General features: G+C 43.1%; 12 protein-coding genes. All 12 read right to left on the bottom strand.

Annotated elements, in window-relative coordinates; translation table 11 throughout:
* Positions 1-176 precede the first annotated feature (176 nt).
* The 12 genes from rpsA to I6E86_RS03600 all read right to left on the bottom strand — a co-directional run bounded on the left by rpsA (position 177) and on the right by I6E86_RS03600 (position 16,087).
* Positions 177-1,865: a 30S ribosomal protein S1 gene (gene rpsA, locus I6E86_RS03655; protein WP_194362916.1), complete on the bottom strand. Its 1,689-nt coding sequence runs from the start codon at positions 1,863-1,865 to the stop codon at positions 177-179.
* A 268-nt stretch (positions 1,866-2,133) separates the two neighbouring features.
* Positions 2,134-2,904, bottom strand: a complete 771-nt coding sequence (cmk, locus tag I6E86_RS03650; RefSeq protein WP_197175402.1) for a (d)CMP kinase — start codon at positions 2,902-2,904, stop codon at positions 2,134-2,136.
* A gap of 137 nt (positions 2,905-3,041) precedes the next feature.
* Positions 3,042-3,647 (bottom strand): tRNA adenosine(34) deaminase TadA, encoded by a 606-nt coding sequence (gene tadA / locus I6E86_RS03645; RefSeq protein ID WP_413786985.1) that lies wholly within the window; start codon positions 3,645-3,647, stop codon positions 3,042-3,044.
* A 66-nt stretch (positions 3,648-3,713) separates the two neighbouring features.
* Positions 3,714-4,451, bottom strand: a complete 738-nt coding sequence (locus I6E86_RS03640) for a uracil-DNA glycosylase (protein WP_197175400.1) — start codon at positions 4,449-4,451, stop codon at positions 3,714-3,716.
* A gap of 161 nt (positions 4,452-4,612) precedes the next feature.
* On the bottom strand, positions 4,613-7,153 hold the full coding sequence (gene clpA / locus I6E86_RS03635; protein WP_197175398.1) for an ATP-dependent Clp protease ATP-binding subunit ClpA: 2,541 nt from the start codon (positions 7,151-7,153) through the stop codon (positions 4,613-4,615).
* 573 nt (positions 7,154-7,726) lie between these two features.
* The gene (locus tag I6E86_RS03630) at positions 7,727-8,122 is read right to left on the bottom strand and encodes an ATP-dependent Clp protease adaptor ClpS (RefSeq protein ID WP_197175396.1); all 396 of its coding nucleotides are present in this window, start codon (positions 8,120-8,122) and stop codon (positions 7,727-7,729) included.
* Positions 8,123-8,353: 231 nt separating this feature from the next.
* A complete protein-coding gene (locus I6E86_RS03625) occupies positions 8,354-9,220 on the bottom strand; it encodes a hypothetical protein (RefSeq protein WP_197175394.1) in 867 nt (288 codons plus the stop codon).
* Positions 9,221-9,323: 103 nt separating this feature from the next.
* Positions 9,324-10,391: an N-acetyl-gamma-glutamyl-phosphate reductase gene (gene argC, locus I6E86_RS03620; RefSeq protein ID WP_197175392.1), complete on the bottom strand. Its 1,068-nt coding sequence runs from the start codon at positions 10,389-10,391 to the stop codon at positions 9,324-9,326.
* Positions 10,392-10,476: 85 nt separating this feature from the next.
* On the bottom strand, positions 10,477-11,613 hold the full coding sequence (gene hemE, locus I6E86_RS03615; RefSeq protein WP_197175390.1) for a uroporphyrinogen decarboxylase: 1,137 nt from the start codon (positions 11,611-11,613) through the stop codon (positions 10,477-10,479).
* A gap of 275 nt (positions 11,614-11,888) precedes the next feature.
* Positions 11,889-13,061 carry a glutamate 5-kinase gene (proB, locus tag I6E86_RS03610; protein ID WP_197175388.1) on the bottom strand — a complete coding sequence of 391 codons (1,173 nt, stop codon included), beginning with the start codon at positions 13,059-13,061 and terminating at the stop codon, positions 11,889-11,891.
* Between the two features lie 65 nt (positions 13,062-13,126).
* Complete coding sequence (cgtA, locus tag I6E86_RS03605; RefSeq protein WP_197175386.1) at positions 13,127-14,338, bottom strand: Obg family GTPase CgtA; 1,212 nt, start codon at positions 14,336-14,338, stop codon at positions 13,127-13,129.
* Positions 14,339-14,644: 306 nt separating this feature from the next.
* Entirely contained in the window at positions 14,645-16,087 is a 1,443-nt protein-coding gene (locus I6E86_RS03600; protein WP_197175378.1) for a glyceraldehyde-3-phosphate dehydrogenase, read from the bottom strand.
* Positions 16,088-16,476: the final 389 nt, after the last annotated feature.

The following is a 16,476-nucleotide window of genomic DNA, read 5'->3' as shown; positions in this document are numbered from 1 at the left end:
ACTCACATCTTGTTACTCAATGTTGCAAATGATAGCGGATATTGGGGTAAATAGGAATAAGAGTTTGCCAATTTTGGCAAAAACATCCCTGATTAATATCATTATCAAAATTTAATGATAAAAAAAAGCGACCGAAGTCGCTTTTTTTTATTACTTGTATATCAATAACTTAATGCTTACTGCATTTGTTCTTTGATCAAGTCACCAATAGTTTTTGGTTGAGCTTCAGAACCGGCAGCGGCAGTAGTACTAGTGCTGCTTAGTTCTTTGATTGCTTGACGCTCTTCAGCTTCGTCTTTCGATTTGATAGACAAGTTGATGCTGCGTGTTTTGCGATCAACACTGATGATTTTAGCTTCAACGTCATCACCAACAGTCAGATGCTTAGTCGCATCTTCAACGCGGTCACGTTGGATCTCAGAGGCACGTAAGTATGCTTCAACTTCGTCAGCAAGCTCAATAGTAGCGCCTTTAGCATCTACTTCTTTTACTTTACCAGTAACGATAGCACCACGGTCATTGTTGACTAGGTATTCGTTGAATGGATCAGAGCTTAACTGCTTCACGCCTAGGCTGATACGGTTAGCTTCTGCATCTACAGACAATACCATTGCTTCAACGGTGTCGCCTTTGTTGTAGTTACGGATAGCGTCTTCGCCAGTTTCGTTCCAAGAGATATCAGACAGATGAACAAGACCATCAATACCACCGTCTAGACCGATAAAGATACCGAAGTCAGTGATTGATTTGATCGTACCAGTGATTTTATCACCGCGCTCATGTTTCTTATCAAACTCATCCCATGGGTTAGCAAGAGTTTGTTTGATACCTAGGCTGATACGACGACGTTCTTCGTCGATATCAAGAATCATCACTTCAACTTCATCGCCCACTTGAACTACTTTAGATGGGTGGATGTTTTTGTTGGTATGATCCATCTCTGACACGTGTACTAGACCTTCGATACCTTCAGAGATCTCAGCAAAACAACCATAATCAGTCAAGTTGGTTACGCGTGCTTTAACAACGCTACCCACTGGGTATGTGCCGCCAACGTTATCCCAAGGATCAGTACCAAGTTGTTTTAGACCTAGGCTAACGCGATTGCGCTCACGGTCAAACTTCAATACTTTAACTTTAAGATCTTGACCAACTTCAACTACTTCAGATGGGTGCTTGATACGGCGCCATGCCATGTCAGTGATGTGCAATAGACCATCGATACCACCTAGGTCAACGAATGCGCCGTAATCAGTAAGGTTCTTAACGATACCTTCGATCTCGATGCCTTCTTCAAGCTTGTTCAATAGCTCTTCGCGCTCAGCTGAATTTTCAGCTTCCATAACTGCACGACGGCTAACAACAACGTTGTTACGTTTTTGATCAAGTTTGATGACTTTGAATTCTAGCTCTTTGCCTTCAAGATGCGTCGTATCACGGATAGGACGTACATCTACCAATGAACCTGGTAAGAACGCGCGTACTGAACCGATATCTACAGTGAAACCACCTTTAACTTTGCTTGAAATGATACCTTTTACGATTTCATCGTTGTCAGCAATTTTCTCAAGGAAGTTCCAAGTTTCAACACGCTTAGCTTTTTCACGTGACAGCAAGGTTTGACCCATGCCGTTATCAACTGCTTCAACCACGACATCAACGCTATCGCCAACTTCAACTTCAAGTTCGCCTTCTTCGCTTAAAAACTCTTCACGAGCGACAATACCTTCAGATTTCAGACCAGTATCAACAGTGATCCAGTCGTTATCGATGGCCACAACAGTACCAGTGATAACCGAGCCACGCTCGATATCAAGACCTGTTTCTTCGATGCTCGCTTCAAATAGTTCAGCAAATGATTCCATTATGTCTACCTTTGTATAGCCGTATCCTGTCCAGCACAGTACGGATCAAATTTATGATTGTATAAAACGAGAATACTGGTTTTATATCCCATACAATCATATATAAAAACGTTTGTTGTCAATAAGCACATAACTTATCAAACTTACTAACAACAACTGTCTTAACTCAAGCGCTATTTACGCTCTGTGAAATACCAAATATTAACTGTACTAGTCTATACTAAAATCAAAGCTTATGTTCAAATTTTTAGTACTTAATATGTTGTTTTTATTCGTTATTAAAAAATATGCCTTTATCCTGACAATGTTGACTGATTTGCTTATAAACATCATCAGCATCTAGCGTAGAGCTATCAAGCCATAGAGCATCTACTGCCGGTTTTGATGGTGCGGTGCTACGGTTCTCATCACGATCATCACGGGCTTTAATCGTTGTCAAAATCGCATCAAAATCTGCGGTTTGGCCAGCTTGCATCAACTGGGCCACACGGCGCTCTGCACGTGCTTTAGCACTAGCGGTCAAAAATACTTTCACATCCGCGTCTGGAAACACAACCGTTCCCATATCACGACCATCAGCGACCAATCCTGAAAAGGTCGCCATATCTTGTTGCAGATGTAGCAATGCCTGACGAACTTTCGGGAATACAGCTATCTGTGATGCATAGCCACCAACCGTCTCGTTACGTACCTGGTCGCCAACTGTTTGACCATTTACAATAATGTCCACGCGTCCTGACTCATTGTTCGGTACAAAAGCTATTTTTAGACTTTTTGTCAGGTCCAACACGGCCATCTCATCAATAACTTGACTTGCATCCGCTGTGATCAGTCCCGCTTCGAATGCTTTAAGTCCTACGATACGATACAACGCACCCGAGTCTAATAACTGATAACCTAAAGCTTGTGCTAAGCGCCAAGTTACCGTGCCTTTGCCTGCGCCACTGGGTCCATCGATACAAATAACAGGATAGCGAATTGACGGCTTTTGGCTATCATCGTTATCAGTTATTGAACTGTCGGATACAGGGACTGTCATAATACTCGCTCAATAGTAGGTGGCGCTTATATACTGGTTATTTCATAGCCATGCAGCAATATTTACTGCTATTTCAAGTGCTTAATTACACGCTAAAACGTTAGGTATCAAACAGGGCAATATTATAGCAAAGAATCCTAGCTATCACTAGCACCAAGACTGATATCTTGTCGATTCATCTTGTCAGCGATAGCAGCTTGTTTGTTCTTTTTTGCAGCGCGTCTACGCTCACGGAAAAATGCCTTTAGCATTCGACCGCTATGTTCGCTACACAGCCCTTTCTGAACTTGGATACTGTGATTATAAAAAGGCTGTATGGACAAATCCAGTTGACTGCCAACCATACCTGCTCGTGGTTCACTAGCGGCGTATACAAGCCTATCCACGCGAGCATGTATCAGCGCGCCAATACACATCGTGCAAGGCTCTAGCGTGACATACAACGTTGTCTCTAACGGCAATCGATAGTTCTTAAGACGATTGCAGGCGTCTCTTATTGCCACTATCTCTGCATGTGACGTGGCATCATGACGTCCGATAGGCTCATTGAAACCCTGTCCAATGATTTGCTCATCATGTACCAATATAGCACCTACTGGTACCTCTCCGCGCTCAGCGCCTTGTTTGGCAAGTCTCAGTGCAGTTTTCATCCATATCATGTCTTGTTGTGACCAAAACGTGTGATTTTTGAATTGAAAATAAGCTGCCTGATTATGCTGTGCCTCATCATATGCTGACGACATATTTGCTAAAAAATAGGGTTGTAACTTGTTATTCATCGTATGGATATGGTTCATAGTATTCAGCATTTATTGTGGCAATTGCCAGTCAATTGGTGCTTGACCATACTGTGCCAAATAATCATTGGTTTTAGAGAATGGCTTAGAACCAAAAAATCCACCGCGGTTGGCAGCGAGTGGTGAAGGATGGACAGCAGTCAGTATCAGATGCTTATCGGTATCGATATATTTGCCCTTTTTTTGGGCTTTACTGCCCCACAGTATAAATACAGTATGCTCTGTCTGTTCATTGACCGCATCAATCACTGCATCGGTAAACTGCTCCCACCCTTGATTTTGATGACTGTTTGGCTCACCCTCTTTCACTGTCAAATAACTATTCAGTAATAGAACCCCTTGCTGTGCCCAATAGGTCAAATCGCCATGTGCCGACGGTTTGATGCCGATATCATCTGCCATTTCTTTTAACACATTATTAAGTGAAGGCGGTTTCGGAATGGCTTTTGGCACAGAAAATGATAGTCCCATTGCCTGTCCTGGGCGATGATAAGGATCTTGTCCTAAAATGACAACTTTGACCTGTGATAGAGGCGTCAGATTAAGCGCATTGAACATCAATGGGGCTGGCGGATAGATACTATCATCTGATTGATACGCCTCTTTTAAAAATGCACGCAAGCTGTCCATGTTTTCAGACGTTAACTCATCTGCCAATGCTGTTTTCCAGTCTTCAGGCAAGCGAACATTGTCTAAGATGGCTTGCTTTTGCTCTGCGGTTTTGGTTGGCTTTTCGTCAAACAACTCCATGGTGTATCCTTTTTATATTTGTTATGGAATAGATATATTGGCTTTTTTTAAGCATTTATACTAACAAAAAACGCTATGAGCTTTGTTAATGAATTATAGCAATAAAAAAACGGCTACCGTAATAATACCGTAGCCGTCTTATTGCATTGACATTAAATAACTTAGCTAGCTACTGACTCAGAGTCTGAGCGTGGCTCATGCGTTTCGACGACAGTCAAGATAATACGGCTGTCAGAAGATCCCTTATCAGAAGACTTACCAAGCTTCACTGTATCACTGTCCTGCGCCTCATCTGCTTTAGGTTCTAATGTCAGATGGACTACCCCACCATTGACCAAATCACCAAACAGAATCATGCTGGCTAATGGCTTTTTGATTTCATCTTGAATCAAACGCTGCATTGGACGAGCGCCCATCAGACGGTCATAGCCTTTATCAGCCAAGTAGTCACGCACGTCATCATCAATCTCTAGCGTCACTTGCTTGTCATCTAGCTGCACTTGTAGTTCAACCAAGAACTTATCGACCACCGATACTACCACTGAGCTGTCTAGTGGGTTGAACTGGATGATAGCATCTAGACGATTGCGGAACTCTGGCGTAAACACACGCTTGAGTGACTCTGTGTTATCACGGCTATGATCTTGCTGAGTGAAGCCCATTGACGAGCGGCTAATACTATCTGCGCCGACGTTGGTTGTCATGATAACGATGACTTGCTTAAAGATAGCAACACGGCCATTGTTGTCAGTCAAAGTACCATGATCCATAACCTGTAATAACAAGTTAAAGACATCAGGATGCGCTTTTTCAATCTCATCAAGCAATAACACGCAATGCGGATGTTGATTGATCTTTTCCGTCAGTAGTCCACCTTGGTCATAACCAACATAGCCTGGAGGTGCACCGATCAGACGTGAGGCAGTATGGGCTTCCATGTACTCTGACATATCAAAGCGTACCAACTCCACACCTAATAGATTGGCCAATTGACGTGATACTTCTGTTTTACCCACGCCTGTCGGACCTGCAAACATAAATGAACCAATCGGCTTATCTGGTGATTTTAGACCAGCACGAGACAGTTTGATGGCATCCGCAAGCGTTGCAATCGCTTCGTCTTGACCAAACACTAAGTGTTTAAGATCACGATCTAAGTGCTGAAGAATGCTCTTGTCATCACTAGACACTGATTTGGGCGGAATACGTGCCAATTTAGCAATAATAGCTTCGATATCAGCCACATCAATTTTCATTGGTGGTCGTTGGGCTTTAGATACCTTGATACCATCTGCTGACTTTTTACCATCGCGTGCCTTTGCCGTTGCGGCTTCATTCTGCATTTCATTATCTGTATCGCTACCGATACCTTCGAGATCGGCATCAATCTGTGCATCGAAATCATGCTCTATGTCTGCAATAAAGCTTTCTTCAGCATCGATATCATCTACATCAGCGACGACACCCAAACGCTTATAAGCGCCTGCTTCATCAATCACATCGATGGCTTTGTCCGGTAAAAAACGCTCGTGGATGTGTTTGGCTGACAATTGCACTGCGGTAATGAGCGCTTGATCCGTGTATTCAACGTTATGAAACTCTTCATAGCGAGGCTTCAGACCACGTAAGATATCAATGGTATCGTCTACGCTCGGTTCTTTCACATCGATTTTTTGGAAACGGCGTGACAATGCATGATCTTTTTCAAACACTTGACGATATTCAGTAAAAGTTGTAGATCCGATACAACGTAACTCACCGTTGGCAAGTGCAGGCTTAATTAAATTAGACACATCCATATTGCTGCTCATGGATGAACCTGCGCCAATAATCATATGGATCTCATCGATAAACAAGATCGCATTTGGCTTATTCTTCAGTGCATCAAGGAGGGACTTCATACGTTTTTCAAAGTCACCGCGATATTTGGTTCCAGCAATAAGCGCCCCAATATCAAGGCTATAAATCACACAACCATTCAGTGGTTTTGGTGCTTTATCATTGATGATAAGCCATGCTAGACCTTCAGCGATAGAGGTTTTACCCACACCTGGCTCACCTACTAGCAATGGGTTGTTTTTACGGCGGCGGCACAATACCTGAGCGGCACGTTCGATCTCAGAAGCGCGACCAATTAACGGATCAGTTTTACCTTCAGCAGCACGCTGATTTAGGTTGGTCGCAAATTCAACCAAAGGGTCTTTGCTGGTTTTTTCAGACGCGCTACGACGCTCGCCAGTACCAGAAGCACGTGACTCAGAAGGCTCATCTTTGTCCTGACCATGCGATAGATATTGAGTCAGTTCAAGACGGCTAATGCCTTGCTTTTTAAGCAAGTAAACAGCATAAGTATCATGCTCTGAAAACATCGATACCAAGATATCAGAACCTTCGACCAGACGACCCCCGCCAATCGATTGCACGTGAAAAATAGCACGCTGCAAAATACGATCAAAACTTTGCGTTGGCTGCGGTGACTGCTCGGTATCTGCATCGACCGTTGGCGTGTGCTTATTGATATACACTTCAAGCTCGGTACGCAGCGCCGAGACGTTGGCGTTACAGGCAGTCAATGTATTAGCAGCATGGGTGTTTTCTAATAGCGCCAATAATAGATGTTCAACAGTGAGATACTCATGCGATTTTTGGCGCGCAAGCGTCATTGCTAAACGTAGAGAAACTTCAAGATGACGACTTAACATAACAACTTCCTACGGTTATATCTATCTTTATAATTGATAGTTTTATGAATGAGTTAGTAAGTAAATCAGGGCGATAGATGCATTGTTCAAGGGCTATATTTGTATTATTGGAAATCGAATAGACGCAGAAACCACAGATACATCGTATGAACCATAGAATTTTCAACCACTGCCGCTGTTTATGTGACGGTTGGCAATGATGGCAACAATACTGGTTCGCTTTTCTTTATATCAACACGATATTTGGATAGAGTCAATCTATTAACGCAGACTAAAGTGTATCAAAGCATGCTAACAGCAGACAAAGGGAGCTGGGACGCAGATTATCCACGTTTAAGAAGATAGATAGCCAAAAAAAGAGAAATAACAATAGAATGAACAAGAGAAGAAAAAGTTAGAATAATTTAATGAGGATTTATATGGTCAATTTAACAATGATTTGAATAGTAACAAGACAGAAAATAATAAGCTCACAATAAAAGTGAGCTATTGATAAGCACTATCGGATTATGCAAAAACCCGCTAATTATACAGAAACTGGGTTTGTAAAAAATAAATGCATAGCAGTGGCCGTTATTCGCCTTGATGCGGCTCAATCTGAGTTAATAGCGGATAACCTTCACGGTGCGCCAAGCTGTTTACCTTTTTGGCTTTGGTTTCAGCGATATCTTTTGGATAAATACCAGCGATACCCTTACTGTTGTTATGAATCGTCAGCATGATTTCGACTGCAGAGTCTGTACTATGACGAAACTCTGATTGCAGTACGTAGACCACAAATTCCATCGGAGTGTAGTTGTCGTTGTACATCACTACCGCATACATAGGTGGTTTGGCTACTTCTGGTTCGGCAACCAGCACGTCAGCTTGTGGTGACGTCTCACCATCAGTGTCACTATCTTGTGCACGGTGAACAGGCGTACTTGGCAGGTGCCAATCAGCAATCGTTGGCATGCTATGTAATATCATTTTTTTTGTCATAATCGGAATACAATCGTGAGATGAGTTTAAGAAAGAAGATTTATTGGAACAGAGTCGCCATATCGCTTAGAGCACAGGGATTGAAATCAGTAGTACCCACCTAGGCAATGTTAAAAAGCGTACTGACTATGAATGATTGATACCTTAAATACAACATGTCCAACCCTGCATGAATACTCTCAAGCAAGGCAGTCAGTCAGTCAAGGCAAGATTCAGCAGTTACTCTGAAATAGGACTTTGATCAACATCTGGTAAATCTAATAGCGAGGGCAACATATTATCGACACGGCTCCCAAGCTTCCAATCATATATTTGCTCTATTTTCTGAGCACCCGACTGGAGTGTCAATTTAGCTTGTAACGGCCTAAATCCTGATGGCATCACAAAACGACCACGTATGCGAACGATACCTTCAATTGTATAGCTGGTAGGATCTAATGGTACTTCTACCAAATCATCGTTATTCAATAACGTCAACGTGGGTCTTAAGCGCTTGGCTTGACCATCGCTGCTGAGCATACCGATATCAAAACCATACTCAAAAGCGTTTTCAGGTAATGGCTCAATCTTGGCGCCCAATATTTGCAAAGGCATACCGCCTTTTTCACTAATAAAATCGGCATAGAACTCATTAAGCTGTGTGACTTGCTTGTTTTCTACTGTCATGGCTTGCTGGTTTTCACGCAACTCTTTCAAGTTTGCCAAACTGATAGCCAGCTCCTGTTTAGAGGTCGCTGCTTGATTGGTCGCTATTTTATTGCTAAGCCGCAAATCTTCAAGCGATTTCGTGGCTTCATTGCCATTAATAATCGCTTGCTTGGCTTCTGTTTGCATTGAGTGCAAGCCGCGCTGATAGCCAAGTTTATGACCGAACATCAATCCGACCACAGCTGTCACAAGCACTGCCAATACAAATAACGCCAATACCAGTGTCGATGCACCGCGCTGAGTCATATTTTTAGCATTTACAAAATCATCATCATCTCTCAGGAGACACTGCTTGCTCTGCAAATCATCAATAGCAAAATCTGGACACGATGGACGTGTTGGCTGTGGGCAAAAGCGTAGTACAAGCTTAAAACGCATTTAGACAGTATCTCTTAAGAGTAAGGGCAAGTCATTATAGCGGAATTTATAATCAATACCTAGTAGCATAAATATGAATGACTTAGCCGCAAAAAATCTCGTACTAAGGTACGATAGGCGCAAAATTCAGTCCCATCGATTCATCAAACCCAAACATAACGTTCATGTTTTGGACGGCCTGTCCTGCAGCACCTTTGACCAAGTTATCCTGTACTACAATCACCGTCAGCTCAGCACGGTCATTGTCCTGATGGACAGCGATACGTAAACGATTGCTGGCGCGCACGCTGCGTGTGTCAGGATAAATACCTTTTGGCATGACGTCAACGAATGGCTCTGAGACATAAGACGCTTCAAATGCTTGCTGCCAATCAATCATAGCACCTGCATCCGTGAGCTCCATGTGAATAGAGCTGAGCATGCCACGTATCATCGGTACTAAATGCGGTAAAAAACGAATACGATGGGTAAACTGACTATCTAATAATTGTGCAACACCCTGCTCAATCTCAGGTAGATGACGATGCCCCTCGACGCTATAAGCTTTAAAGTTATCTGTTGATTCAGCATAATTGAGCGCAAGCGAGGCTTGACGACCCGCGCCAGACACACCAGACTTTGCATCAATAACAATGCGAGATTCAATCAAACGTTCTGCTTGTTTATTTTGTGCTTCAATGATTGGCTTCAAACCCAAAATGGCAGTGGTTGGGTAACAGCCAGGGTTGCCCACTACTAACGCATCTGCCAGCTTGTCACGATTAATCTCTGGCAATCCATAAACCGCTGTCTTTAATAGCTCAGGGCACGCATGTGACTGTTTGTACCATTTCTCAAAATCAGTCAATGACTGCAAGCGAAAATCAGCCGCCAGATCGATGACCTTTACACCAGCTTGAGTAAGCGCTTCAGCTTGTTGCATTGCCACGCCATGTGGTGTCGCAAAAAACACCACATCACACTTTTGTAGCGTCGCAAGCGTATCGTCACCTAAGTCGCTAAAGACGATATCTGATATACCGCGTAAGCTTGGGAATATCTCATCAGCTCGAGTACCAGCTTCACTACGCGAGGTTAGCAAATCAATAGATACTTCAGGATGAGCAGATAATAAGCGAATCAGCTCAATGCCTGTATAACCTGTACCACCAACAATCGCTGCTGAAATCATAAGATATCCTTTTTTCTTTTACTCAGTAAATAGCAGATAAATATAACGTCTATGTTGACGCTTATAAGCTTTGCATATCCAAACTTTAGATTTTGTAATCGTGCACTGCATCAATAAACACTTTTGCATTGTCAGGATTGACCCACTGGGTGATACCATGACCTAAGTTTGCAACATAACCTGTTTTTTCGCCGCTCGCATAAGCGCTATCTAGCATTGCATTTACTTCAGTGCGAATCGTTGCAGGTGAACCATACAAGGTTGCTGGATCCAAGTTACCTTGGATGGCTTTGCTACTCTGTAGTTTTTTATGCTGCTTGGTCAACTGGCGCTGACTGTCAGTCAATACTTGACGTGCACGGTCAATCGGCATCGTCCAGTCTAGGCCCAAAGCATCGGCTTCGCTATCAGCTTGGATGTCTAACCATAGCCCACCACCTTTCGTAAACAATACCACTGGTATTTCCGGATGGCGTACCTTTAGTTCAGCGACAATACGCTTATTATAAGCATGAGAAAAGTCAATAAACTGACGATGACCAAGCGCGCCGCCCCAACTGTCAAATATCTGTAAAATTTGGGCACCAGCAACTACTTGCGCATCTAGATAATCAATGACAGACGTTGCCAATTTATCCAATAGTTGATGTAAAAAATCAGGATTACTGTATAAAAAACCTTTGGTATAGCGATAGTCTTTTGAGCTGCCGCCTTCAATCATATACGTAGCTAACGTCCACGGGCTACCAGAAAAACCAAATAACGGCACTTGACCATTCAGCGCTTTACGAATACTCGTCACCGCACGCATGACATAATCAAGAGAGTCGGTCGGATCAAGCTTTGGTATTCTATCAAGATCCGCTTGTGTACGAATAGGATGCTTAAACTTAGGACCTTCGCCCGCTTCAAAATATAGACCCAGTCCCATGGCATCAGGGATAGTCAAGATGTCACTGAATAAGATAGCAGCGTCTAAATCATAACGACGCAGTGGCTGTAAAGTCACTTCAGTGGCACGGTCTGTATCTCTACACAAACTCATAAAGTCGCCCGCTTCAGCACGAGTTGCTTTATATTCTGGTAAATAACGACCTGCTTGACGCATCATCCAAACTGGGGTGGTATCGATAGGCTCGAAGCGTAGCGCACGTAGCAATCTGTCGTTTTTTAGAGGCGCAAACTGCTGCTGGGCCGAGTCACTGTTGTCTAAAGCACTCATGTACAAATCTCCGAAACACACAGTATTTATCATTCTTTAAAAATACTGTGCTAAATAAATTAAATAAAAATTGATTAATACCTATGATACAGGGTCAGCATCTATGCTGATTAAAGGGTATTGCTCTCATTTATAATAGCCACATCATAAACTGATACTTGTGTATGAACGTAAAAAACCATGTATGACCTATCTGTCTGTCACTAATAAGTAAGGCTTGTCTAAAACCATAAACAAGCCCTACTCACTAATACAAACGATGCGTCATCAATTGACTATACGGTTAATGCCAAGTTATCACGATGTACCATGACCACACGCTCTTCACTACTACCAAAAATCTTATCAAACTGTTCGGTACGCTCACGTGCTACTCGATGCGCATCCTGCGATGAAAAGTTGACTTGCCCGACTGCGAGACGCTCACCGGTATCTTGATGAATAATTTCAACCACGTCACCTTCATCAAAACCACCACGGACTTCAACAACGCCAACGGGTAGTAGACTTCTATTATGCTCAGTCAGTGCCTTTGCAGCACCTGCATCCACAACCAAGCTACCTGACATACGCAGGTGAGCCGCCAGCCATTGCTTACGGGCAATAATCTTGTCTTCATCGTTAGTCGTCAATAGCGTACCAACCGCTTCACCTGATACCACACGAGTGATAACGTCATCAATTGCGCCGCTTACGATAACGGTTGGACAGCCACCCATTGCAGCAAGACGACCAGCACGGATTTTGGTGAGCATACCACCGCGTCCGAGCTTGCCGCCATCTCCGGCGATATCAAACAAATAATCAGCCATCGCACGCTCTTGACGAATCATTTTTGCATTAGGATTGTCACGTGGGTTATCTGTAAACACACCATCTTGATCGGTGAGGATAATATACAGATCAGCATTGACCATCGCTGCTGCCATTGCCCCTAATGTGTCATTATCACCAAACTTGATTTCATCAATGGTGATGGTGTCGTTTTCATTAATGACAGGTAACACGCGCCATTCTAATAATTGCGTCAGTGCACCTGTCGTATTGAGATAACGGCTACGATTAGACAAATCATCATGCGTCAGTAGTAGCTGCGAGCTTTGGATACCATGCTGAATCAGAGCTGACCACCATGTTTCAATCAAACCCATTTGACCAATAGAAGCACAGGCCTGTAGTGCAGCTAGCTTTTTAGGGCGCTCCTCAAGGTTCATACGTACCACACCTTCAGCAACAGCACCTGACGATACTAGTAGCACTTCGACGCCTTGCTTGTGCAGCTTAGCAATCTGTTTGGCCCACTCGTATATGGCAGTTCGATCCAGCCCTCGACCGTTATTGGTTAACAACGACGAGCCAATCTTGACAATAACGCGCTTAATATCAAAGTTGCGAGTTTGTTTAATAAACCTTGCTTCTTCGGTCGTGTTTGCTATGTCATCTGCCATATAAACTCCTTTTTATCTTATGAATTGATTAAAAAATTCAGGTACATCAGTTCAAGCTTGTTCACTTATGGAACGTAAACCACCTCGACACCGTCTTCATCATCAAAGTCGTCATCATCGTCATTTAAGTCTACCCCTTCACGTGCTGCTTTGCGAGCCGCACGATAGGCTTCACGCTGCGCTTCAGTATTCAGACGGACTTCTACTTCTAAGCGCTCAAAACGGGTTCTTTGTGCTTCAGCGAAGATAGGATCTTCTAGTTCACGCTCACGCTCTAGTTCAATTTCATTCATCAAATGATATTTAACCGCATCAGTCCCTTCACCCATTAAGGTTGAGGTGCGAAATACATCACCTGTCCACTCAAGCTCGGCGACAATATGGGTACAGAGCTCATCTAACTCTTCTTCAGGCACCTGATCGATTTTGTTTAATACCAAAATCTGAGGCAAGTTGGATAATTCAGGCGAAAAACGTTCAAGTTCATTCAAGATAACACGAGCGTTGGCTACTGGATCACTGCCATCAATTGGTTGTACATCAACCACATGTAACAAGCGACGAGTACGCGCCACATGCTTCAAGAAACGAATGCCAAGTCCGGCGCCTTCTGAAGCACCTTCGATCAAACCTGGAATATCTGCCATCACAAATGAGCGATGACGACCGATATCGACCACACCCAAATTCGGAACGAGGGTAGTAAATGGATAATCAGCCACTTTTGGTCTAGCAGCAGAAACTTGACGAATAAAGGTAGATTTACCAGCATTAGGCAAACCAATCAAGCCAACATCGGCCACTACTTTGAGCTCAAATTTAAGAACTTTTAACTCACCTTCAAAACCTGACGTCGCTTTACGCGGTGCTTGGTTGGTAGAGCTCTTGAAGTGGGTATTGCCCAAACCACCATCGCCACCTTTGGCAATCAGTAACGTCTGACCAAGTTCAATCAAATCGCCCAATACTTCATCTGTTTCGGTATCAATGACCGTGGTACCGATAGGTACTGGTAAAAACAAATCATCAGAGCCTTTGCCTGAACAGTTTCTACTGTGACCGTTCTCAGCTCGCATGGCGTCGTGACGACGGGTATAACGATAGTCAACTAGGGTGTTGGTATTATCTTCTGCAATGACATAAACATCTCCGCCTTTACCACCATCACCACCATCAGGGCCACCACGTGGGACATATTTTTCTCGGCGAAAACTGGCGATTCCGTTACCACCGTCACCTGCTTTTACCGTTACGACGGCTTCATCAATAAATCGCATTTTACTTTCCTTAATTCACAATCCAGTTTATATACTGGTTACAACCAACGGTTATATTATGGGGTTTTACTGTGTTGTCACAAAAAATATTGGGACAACATAAGTGCTAAAAGCACGCTACTTGTACTTGTATTTGATATTCAATATGAAAATAACACCCGATAATCAATCGGACTATCGGGTGTTTAAGTATGACAGCTAACGCAATATCAAGCTATCCAAACCAGACGCTATTATGGCAAATTTTGCAGTATGACTGCACCAATTTACACAATATCAGAAGACTGGTTTGTTATATTTAGCGTTCTATGCAGGAATCTGAGTGTAGCTAATTCCGGCCATCTGTGTCGCCAGACGCAATACCTGAGTACTATAACCTACTTCGTTGTCATACCAAACATACACAATGGCTTGATTACCAGTCAGAATAGTCGCTTGCGCATCGATGATACCGACATGAGTCGTGCCAACGAAATCTGTTGATACGGCTTCTGTAGAATCGGTATACGCAATCTGCGACTGCCAAGTGCTGCTGTTAGCAATTTTACGCAAGAATTCATTCAACGCTTCAGCACTTTCTGGTGCCGTTTTAAGCGTTAAGTTCAAAATTGCTAAGCTGACATTTGGTGTCGGTACACGGATAGCGTTACCCGTTAGCTTACCACTTAATGCGGGTAATGCTTTACCAACTGCTTTTGCCGCGCCTGTGCTCGTGATAACCATGTTCATGACAGCACTACGACCACGACGGTCTGCTTTATGATAGTTATCAACCAAGTTTTGATCATTGGTAAATGAATGGATGGTTTCTACGTGACCGTTTTCGATACCGTACTCATCATTCAACACATTCAACGTTGGCGTAATAGCATTGGTGGTACAGCTAGCAGCACTAACGATAGTGTCATCACCAACCGTGTCATTGTTCACACCATAAACGACGTTTTTGATGTCACCACCAGCAGGGGCAGTCAGTAGTACTTTTCTCACGCCAGTAGACTGTAAATGCTTGCCAAGGCCTGCTTCGTCTTTCCAGATACCCGTGTTATCGATAACGAGAGCATCGTTGATACCGTAAGCGGTGTAGTCGATTTCACTAGGGTCTTTAGCATAGATAACTTGTACAAAACGACCATTAATAATCATGCCATTGTTGTCATCATCGATGCTAATGCCACCCAAAAATCTACCATGGATCGAATCACGCTCAAGCAATGAAATACGTTTGGCCAAGTCACCAGCAGCTGCTGGGCGTACGACGATAGCCTTTAACTGCATACCTTTTGCACTTGATGCTTGCGCCAATAATAAACGGGTCAAGATACGACCAATACGGCCGAAACCATATAATACAACATCTGTCGCGCCATTCACGGCACCTGCATTATTAACAGATTTTAGCGCAGCTTGTACGTCAGTGTCATTAGCAATCAATTGACCAACATCGATACGAGTGGCTTGGATATCTTTGCTCTCTGCGATGACTTTTACCATCGCTAACGTATCAGCGATATCAATAGACTTAGCGCCATGGTCACGCAACGCAACTTTTTGATGCAAAGCGAGTATTTGACCAACTGAGGTAGAGTCTAGCGTTTCGCCGAACAAGGTCACTTGTACGTCTTGCGCATTATAGAGCTTATTCAATAACCCCATTAGCTCAATCGCTTGTTGCTCTTGATTATTATAGTTGCTTAAGTGGTCTTGATGTAATTGGCGTAAGGTATCAGCGTTGCTCACGAGAAACATCCTTATGGTCAGTAATGTATGATCAATAAAATATGAAGAAGTATGAAATAGATGGGTTGTGTATGCTCTAAATGGCGACTCTAATATGATAATCAACCACTATCAATATGGGTTATTGACGCTAGAGTATTTGAATCGCATAGATTTTAGCCTAAAACGCCTCATTTTGCCAGTAGTAACCGATTAGCTAGTATGCATAATAGGTTTGGTTCTCATGTACAGACTCATATATAGACAGCAATAAAAATAAAGGCAGCCATATATGCTGCCTTATTAGGTTTTTTTTGAATGAGAGTTGCTATCAATCTTTATTAATTGAACTAACCTGATGGTAACCAGTTCTCAATCAGATATAAAAACTCATTCTACAATCGAATTTAACGTTTTAC

Source organism: Psychrobacter sp. SWN149, assembly GCF_015864565.1.
Lineage (GTDB): Bacteria > Pseudomonadota > Gammaproteobacteria > Pseudomonadales > Moraxellaceae > Psychrobacter.
This window is presented reverse-complemented; position numbering and strand designations above follow the sequence as displayed.

Coding starts and splice junctions, on each gene's coding strand:
- rpsA (WP_194362916.1), bottom strand. CDS start 1,865: ATGGAATCATTTGCTGAACTATTTGAAGCGAGCATCGAAGAAACAGGT.
- cmk (WP_197175402.1), bottom strand. CDS start 2,904: ATGACAGTCCCTGTATCCGACAGTTCAATAACTGATAACGATGATAGC.
- tadA (WP_413786985.1), bottom strand. CDS start 3,647: ATGTCGTCAGCATATGATGAGGCACAGCATAATCAGGCAGCTTATTTT.
- I6E86_RS03640 (WP_197175400.1), bottom strand. CDS start 4,451: ATGGAGTTGTTTGACGAAAAGCCAACCAAAACCGCAGAGCAAAAGCAA.
- clpA (WP_197175398.1), bottom strand. CDS start 7,153: ATGTTAAGTCGTCATCTTGAAGTTTCTCTACGTTTAGCAATGACGCTT.
- I6E86_RS03630 (WP_197175396.1), bottom strand. CDS start 8,122: ATGATATTACATAGCATGCCAACGATTGCTGATTGGCACCTGCCAAGT.
- I6E86_RS03625 (WP_197175394.1), bottom strand. CDS start 9,220: ATGCGTTTTAAGCTTGTACTACGCTTTTGCCCACAGCCAACACGTCCA.
- argC (WP_197175392.1), bottom strand. CDS start 10,391: ATGATTTCAGCAGCGATTGTTGGTGGTACAGGTTATACAGGCATTGAG.
- hemE (WP_197175390.1), bottom strand. CDS start 11,613: ATGAGTGCTTTAGACAACAGTGACTCGGCCCAGCAGCAGTTTGCGCCT.
- proB (WP_197175388.1), bottom strand. CDS start 13,061: ATGGCAGATGACATAGCAAACACGACCGAAGAAGCAAGGTTTATTAAA.
- cgtA (WP_197175386.1), bottom strand. CDS start 14,338: ATGCGATTTATTGATGAAGCCGTCGTAACGGTAAAAGCAGGTGACGGT.
- I6E86_RS03600 (WP_197175378.1), bottom strand. CDS start 16,087: ATGTTTCTCGTGAGCAACGCTGATACCTTACGCCAATTACATCAAGAC.